This is a genomic window from Caballeronia concitans (assembly GCF_001544615.1).
GTDB classification, from domain to species: domain Bacteria; phylum Pseudomonadota; class Gammaproteobacteria; order Burkholderiales; family Burkholderiaceae; genus Caballeronia; species Caballeronia concitans.
The window spans coordinates 47,955-63,826 of record NZ_FCNV02000018.1 but is presented as its reverse complement, the minus strand read 5'-3'; the positions used below and the strand labels follow the sequence as shown (position 1 = coordinate 63,826).

The 15,872-nt window shown below is 64.0% G+C and carries 13 protein-coding genes and 1 tRNA gene; 9 read left to right on the top strand and 5 right to left on the bottom strand.

Annotated elements, in window-relative coordinates:
• The 9 genes from AWB72_RS26515 (at position 1) to AWB72_RS26475 (ending at position 8,242) form a co-directional block, all read left to right on the top strand.
• Positions 1–87, top strand: a tRNA-Leu gene (locus AWB72_RS26515).
• Positions 88–412: 325 nt separating this feature from the next.
• Positions 413–1,633: an MFS transporter gene (locus AWB72_RS26510; RefSeq protein WP_087128970.1), complete on the top strand. Its 1,221-nt coding sequence runs from the start codon at positions 413–415 to the stop codon at positions 1,631–1,633.
• A 159-nt stretch (positions 1,634–1,792) separates the two neighbouring features.
• A complete protein-coding gene (locus AWB72_RS26505) occupies positions 1,793–3,220 on the top strand; it encodes a 3-oxoacyl-ACP reductase (protein WP_040050181.1) in 1,428 nt (475 codons plus the stop codon).
• A 2-nt stretch (positions 3,221–3,222) separates the two neighbouring features.
• Complete coding sequence (locus AWB72_RS26500) at positions 3,223–4,140, top strand: MaoC family dehydratase (RefSeq protein WP_040050215.1); 918 nt, start codon at positions 3,223–3,225, stop codon at positions 4,138–4,140.
• Positions 4,137–5,432: an acetyl-CoA C-acetyltransferase gene (locus AWB72_RS26495; RefSeq protein ID WP_244285761.1), complete on the top strand. Its 1,296-nt coding sequence runs from the start codon at positions 4,137–4,139 to the stop codon at positions 5,430–5,432. Before AWB72_RS26500 ends, AWB72_RS26495 begins: the two co-directional genes overlap by 4 nt.
• A gap of 85 nt (positions 5,433–5,517) precedes the next feature.
• The gene (locus AWB72_RS26490) at positions 5,518–6,390 is read left to right on the top strand and encodes a DUF1571 domain-containing protein (protein ID WP_087128968.1); all 873 of its coding nucleotides are present in this window, start codon (positions 5,518–5,520) and stop codon (positions 6,388–6,390) included.
• Positions 6,391–6,576: 186 nt separating this feature from the next.
• On the top strand, positions 6,577–6,816 hold the full coding sequence (locus tag AWB72_RS26485; protein ID WP_040050183.1) for a hypothetical protein: 240 nt from the start codon (positions 6,577–6,579) through the stop codon (positions 6,814–6,816).
• Between the two features lie 73 nt (positions 6,817–6,889).
• Positions 6,890–7,675 carry a 5'/3'-nucleotidase SurE gene (gene surE / locus AWB72_RS26480; RefSeq protein WP_040050184.1) on the top strand — a complete coding sequence of 262 codons (786 nt, stop codon included), beginning with the start codon at positions 6,890–6,892 and terminating at the stop codon, positions 7,673–7,675.
• A 102-nt stretch (positions 7,676–7,777) separates the two neighbouring features.
• Complete coding sequence (locus AWB72_RS26475) at positions 7,778–8,242, top strand: DUF2147 domain-containing protein (protein ID WP_040050217.1); 465 nt, start codon at positions 7,778–7,780, stop codon at positions 8,240–8,242.
• A gap of 103 nt (positions 8,243–8,345) precedes the next feature.
• Here the strand turns inward: AWB72_RS26475 and AWB72_RS26470 are convergent, their stop codons facing one another.
• From AWB72_RS26470 to AWB72_RS26450, 5 genes are all read right to left on the bottom strand, one after another.
• Positions 8,346–8,762, bottom strand: a complete 417-nt coding sequence (locus AWB72_RS26470) for a transposase (RefSeq protein ID WP_040050185.1) — start codon at positions 8,760–8,762, stop codon at positions 8,346–8,348.
• A gap of 147 nt (positions 8,763–8,909) precedes the next feature.
• Positions 8,910–10,007: a cell division protein ZapE gene (gene zapE, locus AWB72_RS26465; RefSeq protein ID WP_040050186.1), complete on the bottom strand. Its 1,098-nt coding sequence runs from the start codon at positions 10,005–10,007 to the stop codon at positions 8,910–8,912.
• A gap of 86 nt (positions 10,008–10,093) precedes the next feature.
• Positions 10,094–11,524, bottom strand: coding sequence for a dihydrolipoyl dehydrogenase (gene lpdA, locus AWB72_RS26460; protein ID WP_040050187.1), 1,431 nt, complete (start codon positions 11,522–11,524; stop codon positions 10,094–10,096).
• A gap of 88 nt (positions 11,525–11,612) precedes the next feature.
• Positions 11,613–12,908, bottom strand: a complete 1,296-nt coding sequence (gene odhB, locus AWB72_RS26455) for a 2-oxoglutarate dehydrogenase complex dihydrolipoyllysine-residue succinyltransferase (RefSeq protein WP_040050188.1) — start codon at positions 12,906–12,908, stop codon at positions 11,613–11,615.
• 84 nt (positions 12,909–12,992) lie between these two features.
• Entirely contained in the window at positions 12,993–15,854 is a 2,862-nt protein-coding gene (locus tag AWB72_RS26450) for a 2-oxoglutarate dehydrogenase E1 component (RefSeq protein WP_040050189.1), read from the bottom strand.
• Positions 15,855–15,872: the final 18 nt, after the last annotated feature.

The following is a 15,872-nucleotide window of genomic DNA, read 5'->3' as shown; positions in this document are numbered from 1 at the left end:
GCCCAGGTGGCGGAATTGGTAGACGCACTAGGTTCAGGTCCTAGCGGTGGCAACACCGTGGAGGTTCGAGTCCTCTCCTGGGCACCAAGGTCCCTCTCGCGAACGCGCAACAGCGCCGCAATCAGCCCCACGCACTCACGTGGGGCTTTTTGTTTTTCTTTTTCAATCCAATATCCTTTCGTTTTTATTCCTCTTTCTTGCTTCAAGAAAGCATGATGAATTATTTCCGCATCGGATTATTCATTTCATTCTGTTCTTATTTTCGCCCTTCAGCACGCGATTAATCGGCGGCGTACACTCGTCCCTGCCCGCGCGGTCGTGCGCTTCGATCGCGCGCCGATACGGCTTGCCGGATCAACACTGGCCGCATCTCAACGCTGATTAATCAAAAACCGAACTGGAGACCCAGGCGATGAGTTGGACCCGAGAACAAAGAAACGTGACGATTGCGGCCTATCTGGGCTGGACGCTGGATGCATTCAATTTCTTCCTGATGGTATTCGTATTGAAGGACATTGCCGCCGAGTTCAATACCAAGATTCCGGAAGTGGCATTTGCCATTACACTGACACTGGCGATGCGTCCCGTCGGCGCGCTGATATTCGGCCGGCTCGCGGATAGATTCGGCCGCCGTCCGACGCTGATGATCAATATCGCGATTTATTCGCTGCTGGAGTTACTCTCGGGTTTATCGCCGAATCTGATGACGCTCCTCGTGCTTCGCGCGTTATTCGGTATCGCGATGGGCGGCGAATGGGGCGTCGGCTCCGCGCTCACGATGGAAACGGTGCCGCCTAAAGCGCGCGGCTTCGTTTCGGGACTGCTGCAGGCGGGCTACCCGAGCGGCTATCTGCTCGCGTCGATCGTCTTCGGCGTGCTTTATCAGTACGTCGGCTGGCGCGGCATGTTCTTCGTCGGCGTCGCGCCCGCGCTGCTCGTGCTGTACGTGCGCGCGCACGTGCCCGAATCTCCCGCCTGGCGCGCGATGGAAAAGCGCGAACGCCCCGGCCTGCTCGCCACGCTCAAGCAAAACTGGACGCTTTCGCTTTACGCGATTATTTTGATGACTGCGTTCAATTTCTTTTCGCACGGCACGCAAGATCTTTATCCGACTTTCTTGCGTGAACAACATCACTTCGATCCGCACACGGTTTCGATCATTACCATCGTGCTGAATATCGGCGCGATTGTCGGCGGACTGTTTTTCGGTGCGATGTCGGAACGCATCGGCCGGCGTCTCGCGATTTTCATTGCGGCGCTTATTGCATTGCCCGTGCTTTATCTGTGGGCATTTTCGGCGGGGCCGGTCGCGCTCGCGATCGGCGCATTCCTGATGCAGATTTCCGTGCAAGGCGCCTGGGGCGTCATTCCCGTGCACTTGAACGAGATATCGCCGGATGAGATTCGCGCGACATTTCCGGGACTGGTTTATCAACTCGGCAATCTACTCGCGGCAATCAACGCGACGATGCAGGCCGGCATTGCGACATCGCACGGAAATAACTACGGCCTTGCGATGGCGATCGTCGCGGGAACGGTCGCCGTCGTCATTGCAGCGCTGATTTTCTTCAGCCGCGAGCGCAGGGGAATCGATATGACGCGCTCCGCACAGGAAGTCGGCGCCACGGGTTAGCGGCGGGCGAATCGCTCGTCGGCGCGGCAGGCTTCGCCGACGAGCGCGCACGCCAAACACTGACACGCTCCGTCAGACTTCGGTATCCTCGGTTCATTGCAGCACCGCATCGGGCGCTCACGCAGCGTCCCTTCCCGATCGCCGCTCGAAAATGAATCGATGAAAGACCGCTATCTCGACTTCGTCAATTCGCCCTTCGGCACGAGCATCGCCCGCGCGCTCGGGCTGCCGAAGCCCGAGGTGCTGCGCCGCCATCGCGCGGACGAAGCCGAATTCGCCGGCATGGCCGCCATCGGCGCGGGGCCGTCGCCGACGCTCTTCGATCAACTGATGCGCGTGCTCACCGGCATCGGCATGACCGGCATCGCGCATGACAGCGCGCCCGACTGGCTCGCGCTGGCGCATCGTCGAGGCGCGATGAGCGGACGCATCACGCCGCGCGCCGCCGACAGCGGCTCCGCGAATCGCGTTCACGCGCTGATCTTCGATGCCACCGGCATCGCCGAAAGCAGCGAGTTGCACGCGCTCTACGCCTTCTTCCACGACGCATTGCGCTCGCTCGCGAAAAGCGGACGCATCGTCGTGCTCGGACGGCCGCCGTCGACATGTGCCAGTCCGCGCGCCGCCACCGCGCAACGCGCGCTCGAAGGCATGACGCGCTCGCTCGGCAAGGAAGCCCGCAACGGCATCACGTCGAATCTGCTCTACGTGGCCGGCAGCGCCGATATCGAAGGCGCGCTGCGCTTCTTTCTGTCGCCGCGTTCGGCGTATGTATCGGGCCAGGTCGTGCATATCGACCGCCCCGCCGCCGCGCCCGCAAGCTGGACGAAGCCGCTCGCCGGCCAGCGCGCGCTGGTAACGGGCGCGGCGCGCGGCATCGGCGCGTCGATCGCGAAGGTGCTGGCCGAGCACGGCGCGATCGTCACCGGGCTCGATGTCGAAGCCGCCCGCGATGCGCTCGACCAGACCATGCTGTCGATCGAGGACACGTCGCGGTCGGGCGGCGCGCATGCCGCGCTCATCGCCGACATCGCCGCCGCCGACGCGCCCGCCGAGATCGCGGCGGCGCTCGCATCCGCGGGCGGCGTCGATATCGTCGTGCATAACGCGGGCATCACGCGCGACAAGACCATCGCGCGCATGACCGACGACATGTGGACGAGCGTGCTCGACATCAACCTGCTGGCGCAGGAACGTATCGACGATGCGCTCCTCGCGCAGAACCTCCTGCGCGCGGGCGGACGCATCGTGGCGGTGTCGTCGATCAGCGGCATCGCGGGCAATCGCGGACAGACGAATTACGCGACGTCGAAAGCCGGCGTGATCGGCCGCGTGCAGAGCATGGCGCCCGTGTTGCGCGAGCGCGGCGTCACGATCAACGCGGTCGCGCCGGGCTTCATCGAAACGCAGATGACGGCGCGCATGCCGTTCGCCGCGCGCGAAGCCGGACGACGCCTCAACGCGATGGGACAAGGCGGCCTGCCCGTCGATGTCGCCGAGACCGTCGCGTGGCTCGCGAGCCCCGCGTGCGCGAACATCACCGGCAACGTCGTGCGCGTGTGCGGCCAAAGCCTGATCGGAGCATGACGATGCAGACGCCCATGCCCGCATCGCCGATGCAGCGCGCGCGCACCGTCGTCATCGATACGCTGCCGCCGCCCGCGAAGCTCTACGGCCGCGCGCTGCCCGGCATTTTCCGGCGCGGCCGCGTGCTCGAACTGCCCGCGCTGCGGCTCGTGCGCCCGGACGTGCTGCTCGACGCCGGGCACATCGGACGCTATGCGCGCGTGTGCGGCTTCATCCCCGAGCATGGCGTGCCGCTCACATTCCCGCATGTGCTCGCGTTTCCGCTGCATCTGATGATGCTCACGGACCCGTCGTTTCCCTGGCCGGCGCTCGGCATCGTGCATCTCGCGAACAGCGTGCGCCTGCGCAGGCCGCTCGCCGCCGGACAGCGCGTGCGAATCGAGGTGGAATGCGGGCCGATCGTGCCGCATCAGAAAGGTCACGCGTTCACGTTGCACACGCGCATTTATCGGCGCGGCGAAGCGGTCTGGGACGGCGACAGCGTCTATCTGAAACGCGGCGTCAGGAGCGAAAGCGCCGCGCCTGTGTCGCGCATTGCTGACGTATCTGAAGCACCCGTCGCGCTGCTCGCTCGTGAAGCACGCTGGCAACTGCCCGCGCAACTCGGCCGCGACTACGCGAAGGCATCGGGCGACTTCAATCCGATTCATCTGCACACGCTCTCCGCGAAGGCGTTCGGTTTTCCGCGCGCCATCGCGCACGGCATGTGGACGCTCGCTCGCGCGCTCGCGGCGCTGCATCCGTCGAAGGCGCTCGCGTCGGGTCACGCACACGGCGACTTCAAGCTGCCGCTTTACCTTCCCGGCGATGCCACGCTCTGGAGCGCCGCGCCCTCGCCCGCCGCGCGCGACTTCGAAGTGCGCGATCTCGCCGGCGAGCGGCCGCATCTGCGCGGACGCTTCGAATGGGAGCTGCCATGAACGAAGTCCGGCGCGTCGGCATCATCGGCAGCAATCGCATTCCGTTCGCGCGGTCGAACACGGCCTACGCGACCGCATCGAATCAGGACATGCTGAGCTTCACGCTGCAAGGGCTCGTCGATCGCTTCGACCTGCACGGCATGCGGCTCGGCGAAGTGGCGGCGGGCGCGGTCATCAAGCATTCGCGCGATTTCAATCTCACGCGCGAAGCCGCGCTGGCCACGACGCTCGCGAAGGAAACGCCTGCCTACGACGTGCAGCAAGCCTGCGGCACCGGCCTCGAAGCGGTGATTCTCGTCGCGAACAAGATCGCGCTCGGGCAGATCGATGCGGGCATCGCGGGCGGCGTCGATTCTGCATCGGATGCGCCGATCGGCGTGAATGAGCGCATGCGCAAGATTCTGCTCGAGGCGAATCGCAGCCGCTCGGCGCGTCAGCGTGCCGGCGCGCTCGCGAAGCTGCGGCCCGGCATGTTCTTCAGGCCCGCGCTGCCGCGCAACGCGGAGCCGCGCACCGGCCTCTCCATGGGCGAGCACTGCGAACTCATGGCGAAGCGCTGGAAGATCGCGCGCGAGGCGCAGGACGCGCTCGCGCAGCAAAGCCACGTCAACCTCGCGGCGGCGTACGCGCGCGGCTTCTTCAACGACCTGATGACGCCGTATCAAGGGCTTGCGCGCGACAACAACCTGCGCCCCGATGTATCGCTCGATCAGCTCGCGCAACTGAAGCCCGTCTTCGATCGCGATGCCGGCACGCTCACCGCCGGCAACTCGACGCCGCTGACCGATGGCGCATCGGCGGTTCTGCTGGCTTCCGAGGAATGGGCCGCGCGCCGCGGATTGCCCGTGCTCGCGTGGCTCACGTTCTCGGCGACGGCGGCCGTCGATTACATCGACAAGCGCGAAGGGCTGCTGATGGCGCCCGCGTACGCGGTCCCGTCGATGCTCGCGCGCGCCGGCCTCGCGCTGCAGGACTTCGATTTCTTCGAGATTCACGAAGCGTTTGCCGCGCAAGTCCTCTGCACGCTCGCCGCGTGGCAGGACGACGAATATTGCCGCGACACGCTCGGACTTTCGACGCCGCTCGGCGCGATCGACCGCACGCGGATGAACGTGAACGGCGGATCGCTGGCGACGGGGCATCCGTTTGCGGCGACGGGCGGGCGTATCGTCGGGACGCTGGCGAAAATGCTCGCCAACGCGCCCGCGCGTGGCGACGGACGACCGTTGCGCGGACTCATCTCCATCTGCGCGGCGGGCGGACAAGGCGTCGTCGCGATACTGGAGCGCTGACGCGCGCGGTGGAAGAAGTATCGCGGCTCGGCCGTTTACCGGTGACTTGCCGAATTCGCTTCGCCCGACCCATCGAGGAGATTCCATGCCGCCAGCGCGCCGCCGCATTCCGCATTGGATACACGGCTTCGTCGCGCTCGCGTGGTTGCTGATCGCGGCAAGCGCCGACGCTCAATCCACCGCGACAAGCGCGATCGGCGCACAGAGCGTCGATGCGCAAGTGCGCTGGCTATCGCAAGCCGCCGCGAACGGCACACTCGACGCCCTCGACGACGAAGCGCTCGTCGCCCTTTTCCGCTCGCTCGATCCGCGCACGCTGCCGCGTTATCTGCAAGAAGGTCTCGACCGCTACGCCTCGTGCGAATTCACGATGCTGCGGCGCGAGCGCATCGGCGGCCGATGGCCGAAGCGCGCCGATCACATGCTCGTGCGCGTCACGCGCGACCCGCTGCGCATCTACGCGAAATGGCTTCCCGATGGCGCGCATTCGGGCCAGGAAGTCATCTACGACGACGCCAAACGCCCGAACGAACTCTACGGTCATCTCGGCGGCGTGCTCGGCGTGATTCCGATGTGGGCGTCGGTGAACGGCCCGCTCGCCCGCGCGCAATCGAATCATTCGATCCGCGAGCTGGGCATCGATGCCATCACGCAGCGGTTCATCGATCAGGGACGCAAGTTCGCCGCTGCGGGCATCACGCGGCCATCGAATATCGAAGTGAAGACGGTTCAAGGCGTGCGCGTGGTCGCCTTCACTTACGTCGCGCCCGAAGGCCAGCCGGATTTCTATGCGAAGCGCGAAGTGCTCGGACTCGATCTCGAACAGCCGCTTTTTCGCACGGTCGAGTCGTTCGACAACGACGGCGAAATTTTCGAGAGCATCGTGTTCGAGCACATCGTTCGCAAGCCGTTCGACGACCTCACCTTCGACCCCGAAAACCCCGATTACCGCTTCTGAACCAAGCCGTTCTGAAGCGCCCGCTTGCTTGCTGACACGTGCTGTAACGCATGCTTCACGTTGCCGGCGCAAGATTTAAGTCTCGCCTAAGTATCCGTCGATACGCTTTGCGGACTTAATCATCGACATCACCGCGGCCGCCATGAACGAGCGGCGCGCATCGTCATGCAACAAAGGAGTTCACTCATGAACCTCCGTTCCAAATCGGCCCCGGCGCGCGCCATCAAGCGGCTTCTGAGCCACCACGAAATCGCGACGCTGCTTCTGCTGCTGCACGCGCCGATCGACGCGATCGCCGCCACGCCCGACGTCGCTTCGCTGCAGGAATACGGCTACGTCGAGATCGTGTCGCCGGACGCGAGCAGCCCGAAAGTGCGCCTCACCGAAGACGGCAACGCCGTGCTGCGCGGCCTCGGCGTCCGATAAGCGGCGTCTACTTTTCGCGAACTCTGTAATAATCGGTCGATACTTTTCTCACCGACCGAAGGAGCGATTCGCGATGTCCGCCATTGAACCCATCGTTCAGCGTGTGCTGCTCACCAACGACGACGGCATCGACGCGCCCGGCCTGGCCGTGCTCGAAGCCGTCGCCGCCGAAATAGCGCACGAAGTCTGGGTCGTCGCACCCGAGCACGATCAGAGCGGCACGTCGCATTCCATCAGCCTGCATTCGCCGCTGCGCATTTCGCGTCAGGGCGAGCGGCGCTTCGGGGTGCAAGGCACGCCGGGCGATTGCGTCGTGATGGCCGTGCGCCATCTGATGAAGGACGCGCCGCCGACGCTCGTGCTCTCCGGCATCAACCGTGGCGCGAATCTCGGCGTCGAAACCATGTTTTCCGGCACCGTCGGCGCGGCGATGACGGGCTTGCTGCTCGGCCTGCCGTCGATTGCGCTGAGTCAGACGTTCAGCGATCGCGAGAACGTGCGCTGGGACACCGCCCGCGCGCTCGCGCCCGGCGTGATCCGCCAGCTGCTCGCCATTTCGCACGACGCGCCCACGTGTCTCAACGTCAATTTCCCCGATTGCGATGCCTCGGCCGCCGGTCCGCTGACCGTGACGCGGCAAGGCGTGGGGCTCGTGGAGGGCATCGATGTCGTGCCGGAAGTCGATCCGCGCGGCATCGATTATTTCTGGCTGCGCTTTCAGCGCGGCCCGCGCGAGAACGCCCCCGACAGCGAAACGGCCGTGGTCGCATCGCGGCGCATCGCGGTGACGCCGCTGCACTTCGACCGCACCGCGCTGAACACCTTCGAGGCGCTCGAAGCGGGCCTGCGGCGCGGCTAGCACGTTTACTCCCAAACGCGGCGCACGGTTTCTCGTATGCTGCGTCGGCGCGGCATTCCTGCGTCGCGCGTCGAAGGGAAATCACAAGAACAAGGGGACGACATGACGCAATCCATCGGCCGCATGAGCGCGCGCGTGGCGATCGGCGCGCTATTCGCGTTGACGGCAGCGGGCGCGTTCGCGCAAGCGGCGACGCCGGTCGGCACGTGGCAGACCATCGACGACACGACCGGCAAACCGAAAGCCATCATCCAGATCGTCGACGAAGGCAACGGACAACTCGCGGGCAAGGTCGTGCGCGGCATCGGCGAATTCGATCATCCGGACCGGCGCTGCACCGCCTGCACCGACGAGCGCAAGGATCAGCTCGTCAAAGGCATGACGATCATCACCGGCATGAAGCGCGACGGCGACGCGTGGACCGGTGGCCAGATTCTCGATCCGGAGAACGGCAAGCTGTACAAGTGCAAGATGACGCTGGAGAGCGGCGGACAGAAGCTCGTCGTACGCGGGTATATCGGCGTGTCGCTGCTGGGGCGTTCGCAAACGTGGCTGCGGCAGGAATAACGCGTTCATCGCGTCAATGAAACGACAAAGCCGGCGGAAGACAGTGCGTCTTCCGCCGGCTTTTTCTTGATCGACGCGAAAGCGCGTCAGTGATTTCCAGTCTTCAGGCAGCGTGCCGCACGGGCGAGTCGGCCGGTTGCGCACGCGGCGATGCGACATCCTGGAAGCCGGCGATGGCCTGCGCCTCGCCGATGGGCATTTCCGCCGGCACGCGCATGCGCGACGTCATGAGCGCGTAAAGCGATTCGCCCGCCGGCCCGAACAGTTGCGTCATTACGCGCAACAGCACGCCCGACTCGTGCCACGCCTTGAAGCGGCGATGACACGTCTGATACGACGGATACTTGCGCGGCAGCGTGGACCACGACGCGCCGCTGTACATCACCCACAGCACGCCATTCAGCACGGCGCGCGTGTTCGCCAGCGGACGGCCGCGCAACTCCGAGCGCGGACGCAGTTCGGGGAGCAGCGGAGCGACCATCTGCCATTCTTCGTCGGACATATCGCGGTAAGGCTTCACGGCATTCTCTCCAGTTAGCTGACAAATACTGGCGAGAACGATACCGAGTGCCTTTCACCCGGCAAATCGGAGAGGTCCTAATCTTGAAAAACCAGCGAAACCCTTATGCCATTTGGCTAATAGCCTGTTTTTGGTTCTCGTATTAGCCTATGTAAGCGATACGTTCGCCTGCCGCCGCGGCGTTTCGAGATACTCCTGCGACTGCATTTCGACGATGCGCGACACGGTGCGCGCGAATTCGTTGGCCATCGGCCCTTCGACGTAAAGATCCTCGGCAGCCACCGCCGCCGACATCAGCAGCTTCACCCTGTGGTCGTAGAAAACGTCGATGAGCCACGTGAAGCGGCGCGCCTCGGAAGCCATGCGCGGCGACATCTGCGGCACGTCCGAGAGAATGACCGCGTGAAAGCGGCTCGCCAGTTCGAGGTAGTCGTTCTGCGAGCGCGGTCCGCCGCAGAGCGTCGCGAAGTCGAACCACACCACGCCATCGGCACGGCGCAGCGCCTTGATCTCGCGCTTTTCGATATGCAGGATCGGGCTTTCGTCGGGCACCGCCGCGAGCTTCGCGTAGGCCGCGCGCAGCGCCTTGTCGGCGGCGGCACCGAGCGGCGTGTGATACGCCTGCACCTGCGACAGCGTGCGCTTGCGATAGTCCGTCCCGGCATCGACGTTCAGCACGTCGAGATGCTGCTTGATGAGCTCGATGGCCGGCAGCAGACGATCGCGATGCAGCCCTTCCGGATACAGCGCGTCCGGCTCGTAGTTGGACGTCATCACGAACTGCACGCCGTTTGAGAACAGGCGGTCGAGCAGGCGATAGAGAATCATCGCGTCGGCGATATCCGAGACGTGGAATTCGTCGAAGCAGATCAGCCGGTAACGCTTCGCGATGCGCCGCGCGAGTTCGTCGAGCGGATCGGACTGGCCTTTCAGTTCTTCCAGTTCGCGATGCACCTCGCGCATGAACTCGTGAAAATGCAGGCGCGTCTTGCGCTGCACGGGCACGACCGCGTAGAAGCTGTCCATCAGAAAGCTCTTGCCGCGTCCGACGCCGCCCCACATGTACACGCCGCGCGGCAGGTCCGGATGCACGAGAAACTTCTTGATCGCGTTCGAGCGGCGCGACTTGTAGGCGACCCACTCCTCGTAGCAGCGCTGCAGACGCGCGACCGCCGCGAGTTGCGCTTCGTCCGACTGATAGCCCCGCGTGCGCAGTTCGTTTTCGTAGTATTCGGTGACGTTCATCTTCTGCCGTTCGATGTGACGAAGGCGAGCGGTTTGATCCGCTCGCCTTCGTTTTTGCGATGCTTATTGCCCGAAGTCGAGCCGTCTTACATGTTCAGCGCGCGCTTGTCGACTGCCAGCGCCGCTTCGCGCATCACTTCCGACAGCGACGGATGCGGATGGCAAATGCGACCGATGTCTTCCGACGCTGCCTTGAACTCCATCGCGACAACCGCTTCCGCGATCAGATCCGACGCGTCCGCCGCGATCACATGCACGCCGAGGATTTCGTCGGTCTTCGCGTCCGCGATCATCTTGACGAAGCCTTCAGCCTTGCCGATACCCAAGGCGCGGCCGTTGGCCATCATCGGGAACTGGCCGGTCTTGATCTCGCGGCCTTCGGCCTTGAGCTGTTGCTCCGTCTTGCCGACCCACGCAATTTCCGGTTCCGTGTAGATGACCCACGGCACGCAGTTGTAGTCGATATGCGGCTTCTGGCCGTCGATGATTTCCGCCACCGCCACGCCTTCGTCTTCCGCCTTGTGCGCGAGCATCGGGCCGCGCACCACGTCGCCGATCGCGTACACGCCCGGCACGCTCGTCGCGCAGTGGTCGTCCACGTCGATGAAACCGCGCTCGTTCGCCTTCAGGCCGATGCTTTCCAGACCGAGGTTGTCCGTGTTCGGCACGCGGCCGATCGACACGATCAGGCGATCCGCTTCCAGCGTTTGCGCATTGCCGGCGTTGTCCGTGTAGGCGATCGACACGCCATTGCCGTTCGTCTTCACTTCGCCGATCTTCACGCCGAGGTGAATGTCGAGACCTTGCTTCTTGAACTGCTTCGCGGCTTCCTTCGCGAGCGATTCGTCCGCTGCGCCGAGCAATTGCGGCAGCGCTTCGAGCACGGTGACTTCCGCGCCCAGACGACGCCACACCGAGCCGAGCTCCAGGCCGATCACGCCCGCGCCGATGACGGCGAGCTTCTTCGGCACCGAGTCGAACGACAGCGCGCCTTCGTTGTCGGCGATCAGCTTGTTGTCGACCGGAATGTTCGGCAGATGACGCGCCTTCGAACCCGTCGCGATAATCACGTTTTTCGCGGTGACGGTTTCCGTTTCGCCTTCGCCCGACACTTCGATCTGCACGCCAGCACCGGTCTTGCCGGTGAACTTGCCGTGACCCTTGAGCCACGTGATCTTGTTCTTGCGGAACAGGAATTCGATGCCCTTCGTCATCTTTTCGACGATGCCGTCCTTGCGCGCGAGCATCTTCGACACGTCGAGCTTCACGTCCGACACGCTGATGCCGTGATCGGCCAGGTGCTTCGACGCATTTTCGAATTCTTCCGACGACGCGAGCAGCGCCTTCGACGGAATGCAGCCCACGTTCAGGCACGTGCCGCCGAGCTTCAACGCGCCGGCCGGGTTTTTCCACTTCTCGATACACGCAACCGTCTTGCCGAGCTGCGCTGCGCGAATCGCCGCGATATACCCGCCCGGGCCCGCGCCGATCACGACGACATCAAATTCTTTGGACATGACTTTCCTTGTGAGTGACTCCGCTTCTGCGGAGACGCTTTACGCGGCGCGCGCGAGCCTATCGCGCGCGCCGGGGCAACGATGCTTCTTACAGGTCGAGCAGCAGGCGGGCCGGATCTTCCAGCGCGTCCTTCATGGCGACGAGCGACAGCACGGCTTCGCGGCCGTCGATGATGCGGTGGTCGTAAGACAGCGCGAGGTAGTTCATCGGGCGGATGACGATCTGGCCGTTCTCGACGACCGGACGCTCCTTCGTGGCGTGCACGCCGAGAATCGCGGACTGCGGCGGGTTGATGATCGGCGTCGAGAGCATGGAGCCGAACACGCCGCCGTTTGAGATGGAGAACGTGCCGCCCGTCATTTCTTCGATGGACAGCTTGCCGTCCTTCGCCTTCTGGCCGAATTCGGCGATCTTCTTCTCGATGTCGGCGAGGCTCATTTGATCGGCATTACGCAGGATCGGCACGACGAGACCGCGCGGCGAACCGACCGCGATACCGATGTCGAAGTAGCCGTGATAGACGATGTCGTTACCGTCGATCGACGCGTTCACCAGCGGGAACTTCTTCAGCGCGTGGACGGCGGCCTTCACGAAGAACGACATGAAGCCGAGCTTCACGCCATGTTCCTTCTCGAAGCGGTCCTTGTACTTGTTGCGCAGGTCCATGACCGGCGCCATGTTGACTTCGTTGAACGTCGTCAGGATGGCGTTGGTCTGCTGCGATTCGAGCAGACGCTCGGCGATACGCGCGCGCAGACGCGACATCGGCACGCGCTGTTCCGGGCGATCCTTCAGCCATTGATCGGCCGATGCCGGTGCGCCGACTTGCGGCAGCGACGGCTTTGCAGCCTTCGCGGGTGCAGCGGCCGGAGCCGGCGCTGCGGCCTTCGCAGCCGGAGCCGATGCGGAAGCGGCGAGCGCGTCGCCCTTCGTGATACGGCCGTCGCGGCCCGAACCCGACACCTGATCCGCCGACACGCCCTTCTCGGCCAGAATCTTCGTCGCAGCCGGCGACGTCGCGCCGCCCGTGGCGCCCGCTTGCGCGGCGGCGGGAGCAGCGGCAACCGGTTCGGCTTGCGGAGCCGGCTTCACTTCGGCGTCGCCGGCAGCGGCGACGGCGGCGGGCGCTGCGCCCGCGGTTGCTTCGGTGTCGATCTTCGCGATGAGTTCGTCGGCGGTGACGATATCGCCGTCATGCTTGATGACCTGCGCGAGCACGCCGGCCGACGGCGCGGGCACTTCGAGCACGACCTTGTCGGTTTCGATTTCGATCAGGATTTCGTCCTGGGCGACAGCCTCGCCCGGCTTCTTCTTCCACTGCAGCATGGTCGCTTCCGAGACCGACTCGGAAAGCTGGGGAACCTTGACTTCTACGATAGCCATTTCTGTATTGTCCTAATGCGTGTCTGTATGTACGAGCGTCGGAACCGGCGCGCTTCCCGCACGCCGGTTCCGATCAGGCAACGATTACTTCGCGATGGTCTGCGCACCCTTCAGGCGGCCGAACGCGCCTTCGACCAGCGCCTTCTGCTGCTCGTAGTGCTTCGCGTAGTAGCCGACCGCGGGCGAGGCCGAAGCCGGGCGGCCGCTGTACGCGAGCTTCATCCCTTCCTTCATGCCTTCGCGCAGATGGTGCTCGACGTAGAACCAGGCGCCCTGATTCTGCGGCTCGTCCTGCACCCAGACCACTTCCGTCGCGTTCTCGTACTTCTTGAGCTCGGCGTCGAACTGCTTGTGCGCGAACGGATACAGCTGCTCGATACGCACGATGGCGACGTCGTTCGCCTTCGCTTCGCGGCGATGCGCGACGATGTCGTAGTACACGCGGCCCGAGCACACGATCACGCGCTTGACCTTCTTCGCGTCGATGGCTTCGTCCACTTCGCCGATGACCGGCTGGAACGAACCCTTCGCCAGTTCCGACAGGTCCGACACGGCTTCCTTGTGACGCAGCAGCGACTTCGGCGTCGCGATGATGAGCGGCTTGCGGAACAGGCGGATCATCTGACGGCGCAGCAGATGGAAAATCTGCGCCGGCGTCGTCGGCTGGACCACTTGCATGTTGTGATCCGCGCACAGTTGCAGGAAGCGCTCGATACGCGCCGACGAGTGCTCGGGACCCTGGCCTTCGTAGCCGTGCGGCAGCATCATCGTGAGACCGGAGACGCGGCCCCACTTCACTTCGCCCGACGAGATGAACTGGTCGATCACGACCTGCGCGCCGTTCACGAAGTCGCCGAACTGCGCTTCCCACGCGACGAACGTGTTCGGTTCAGCCGTCGAATAGCCGTACTCGAAGCCGAGCACCGCTTCTTCGGACAGCACCGAGTCGATCACGGTGAACTTGGCCTGGCCTTCCGCGATGTTTTGCAGCGGAATGTACGTGCCGTCGTTCCAGCGCTCGCGGTTCTGGTCGTGCAGAACGGCGTGGCGGTGCGTAAACGTGCCGCGGCCCGAATCCTGGCCCGTCAGACGAACCGCATAGCCCGATGCCACCAGCGACGCGAACGCGAGATGCTCGCCCATGCCCCAGTCGAGCTTCGCTTCGCCACGACCCATGGCACGGCGATCGTTGATCACGCGCTCGACGAGCGGGTGAACCTTGAAGTTTTCCGGAATCGTCGTGATGCGCTCGGCGAGGCGCTTCAGTTCGGCGAGCGGCACGGCCGTGTCGGCCGCGTCGGTCCACTTGCGGTTCAGGAACGGCACCCAGTCGACCGCGTACTTGCTCTTGTAGTTCGAGAGCACGGGATCGATCGTGTGATGGCCTTCGTCCATCGCCTGACGATATTCCTTGACGAAGTTGTCCGCGTCTTCCGCCGTGATCACGCCTTGCTGCACGAGCTTTTCCGCGTAGACGGCGCGCGTGCCCGGGTGCTTGGCGATGGTCTTGTACATCAGCGGCTGCGTGACCGCCGGCGTGTCCTGCTCGTTGTGGCCGAGCTTGCGGAAGCAGATGATGTCGACGACCACGTCCTTGTGGAACTTCATGCGGAAGTCGATGGCGAGCTGCGTGGCGAGCACGACGGCTTCGGGATCGTCGCCGTTCACGTGCAGCACCGGTGCCTCGATCATCTTGACGACGTCCGAGCAGTACAGCGTCGAGCGCGCATCGCGCGGGTCCGACGTCGTGAAACCGATCTGGTTGTTGATGACGATATGCAGCGTGCCGTGCGTGCCGTAGCCGCGCGTCTGCGCGAGATTCAGCGTTTCCATCACGACGCCCTGGCCCGCGAAGGCCGCGTCGCCGTGAATCTGCACCGGCAGAACCTGCAGGCCTTCTTCGTCGCCACGGCGATCCATACGCGCCTTCGCCGAACCTTCGACCACCGGGTTCACGATTTCCAGGTGCGACGGGTTGAACGCGAGCGACAGGTGAACCGGACCGCCTTCGGTCGAGACATCTGACGAGAAGCCCTTGTGGTACTTCACGTCGCCGGCCGGCAGGTCATCGACGTGCTTGCCTTCGAATTCGGCGAAGAGGTCAGCCGGCATCTTGCCGAGCGTATTGACCAGCACGTTCAGACGGCCACGGTGCGCCATGCCGATGACGATTTCCTGCACGCCGTTCTTGCCCGCGTGACGAACGACTTCGTCCATCGACGCAATGAAGCTCTCGCCGCCTTCCAGCGAGAAACGCTTCTGGCCGACGTACTTGGTGTGGAGGAAACGCTCGAGGCCTTCGGCGGCCGTCAGGCGGTTGAGGATGTGTTTCTTCTTTTCGTTCGTGAAGTTCGGCGTCGAGCGGATGGACTCGAGGCGTTCCTTCCACCAGCGCTTCTGTTCCGGATCGCTGATGTACATGTACTCGGCGCCGATCGTGCCGCAGTACGTGTCACGCAATGCCTTGACGATCTCGCGCAGCGACGCGCGCTCGAAACCGAAATACAGGTTCGTGGCGCTGAACGTCTGGTCCATGTCGGCTTCGGTGAAGTCGTAGAACGCAGGCTCGAGTTCGGGGATATGCGGGCGCTCGCGGCGCTTGAGCGGATCGAGATTGGCCCATTGCGAGCCGAGAAAGCGATACGCGCCGATCAGGGACTGAACGTAGACTTGTTTCCGCGCGGTAGCGAGGTCTTCCGTTGCGCCTTCGCGCGGCAGGAAGCTGTTGGACTTCGCGCGCTGGGCAAAAGATTCGACGATGGGGCCGTGGGCCACGTCGTTGTGGTTCGTGCCGTCGGATGCGGGCACGTTCTGCAACGCGTCGAAATAGGCTCGCCAGGTCTCGGGCACTGACGCGGGATTATCGAGATATGCCTCGTACAACTCTTCGACGTACGGAGCATTACCGCCGAACAAATAGGAGTTCGACTGGAATTGCTTCATCATTTTTACGCTCACCTTTCT

Coding starts and splice junctions, on each gene's coding strand:
- AWB72_RS26495 (WP_244285761.1), top strand. CDS start 4,137: ATGAACGAAGTCCGGCGCGTCGGCATCATCGGCAGCAATCGCATTCCG.
- lpdA (WP_040050187.1), bottom strand. CDS start 11,524: ATGTCCAAAGAATTTGATGTCGTCGTGATCGGCGCGGGCCCGGGCGGG.
- zapE (WP_040050186.1), bottom strand. CDS start 10,007: ATGAACGTCACCGAATACTACGAAAACGAACTGCGCACGCGGGGCTAT.
- AWB72_RS26490 (WP_087128968.1), top strand. CDS start 5,518: ATGCCGCCAGCGCGCCGCCGCATTCCGCATTGGATACACGGCTTCGTC.
- surE (WP_040050184.1), top strand. CDS start 6,890: ATGTCCGCCATTGAACCCATCGTTCAGCGTGTGCTGCTCACCAACGAC.
- AWB72_RS26450 (WP_040050189.1), bottom strand. CDS start 15,854: ATGATGAAGCAATTCCAGTCGAACTCCTATTTGTTCGGCGGTAATGCT.
- AWB72_RS26505 (WP_040050181.1), top strand. CDS start 1,793: ATGAAAGACCGCTATCTCGACTTCGTCAATTCGCCCTTCGGCACGAGC.
- AWB72_RS26500 (WP_040050215.1), top strand. CDS start 3,223: ATGCAGACGCCCATGCCCGCATCGCCGATGCAGCGCGCGCGCACCGTC.
- odhB (WP_040050188.1), bottom strand. CDS start 12,908: ATGGCTATCGTAGAAGTCAAGGTTCCCCAGCTTTCCGAGTCGGTCTCG.
- AWB72_RS26485 (WP_040050183.1), top strand. CDS start 6,577: ATGAACCTCCGTTCCAAATCGGCCCCGGCGCGCGCCATCAAGCGGCTT.
- AWB72_RS26510 (WP_087128970.1), top strand. CDS start 413: ATGAGTTGGACCCGAGAACAAAGAAACGTGACGATTGCGGCCTATCTG.
- AWB72_RS26475 (WP_040050217.1), top strand. CDS start 7,778: ATGACGCAATCCATCGGCCGCATGAGCGCGCGCGTGGCGATCGGCGCG.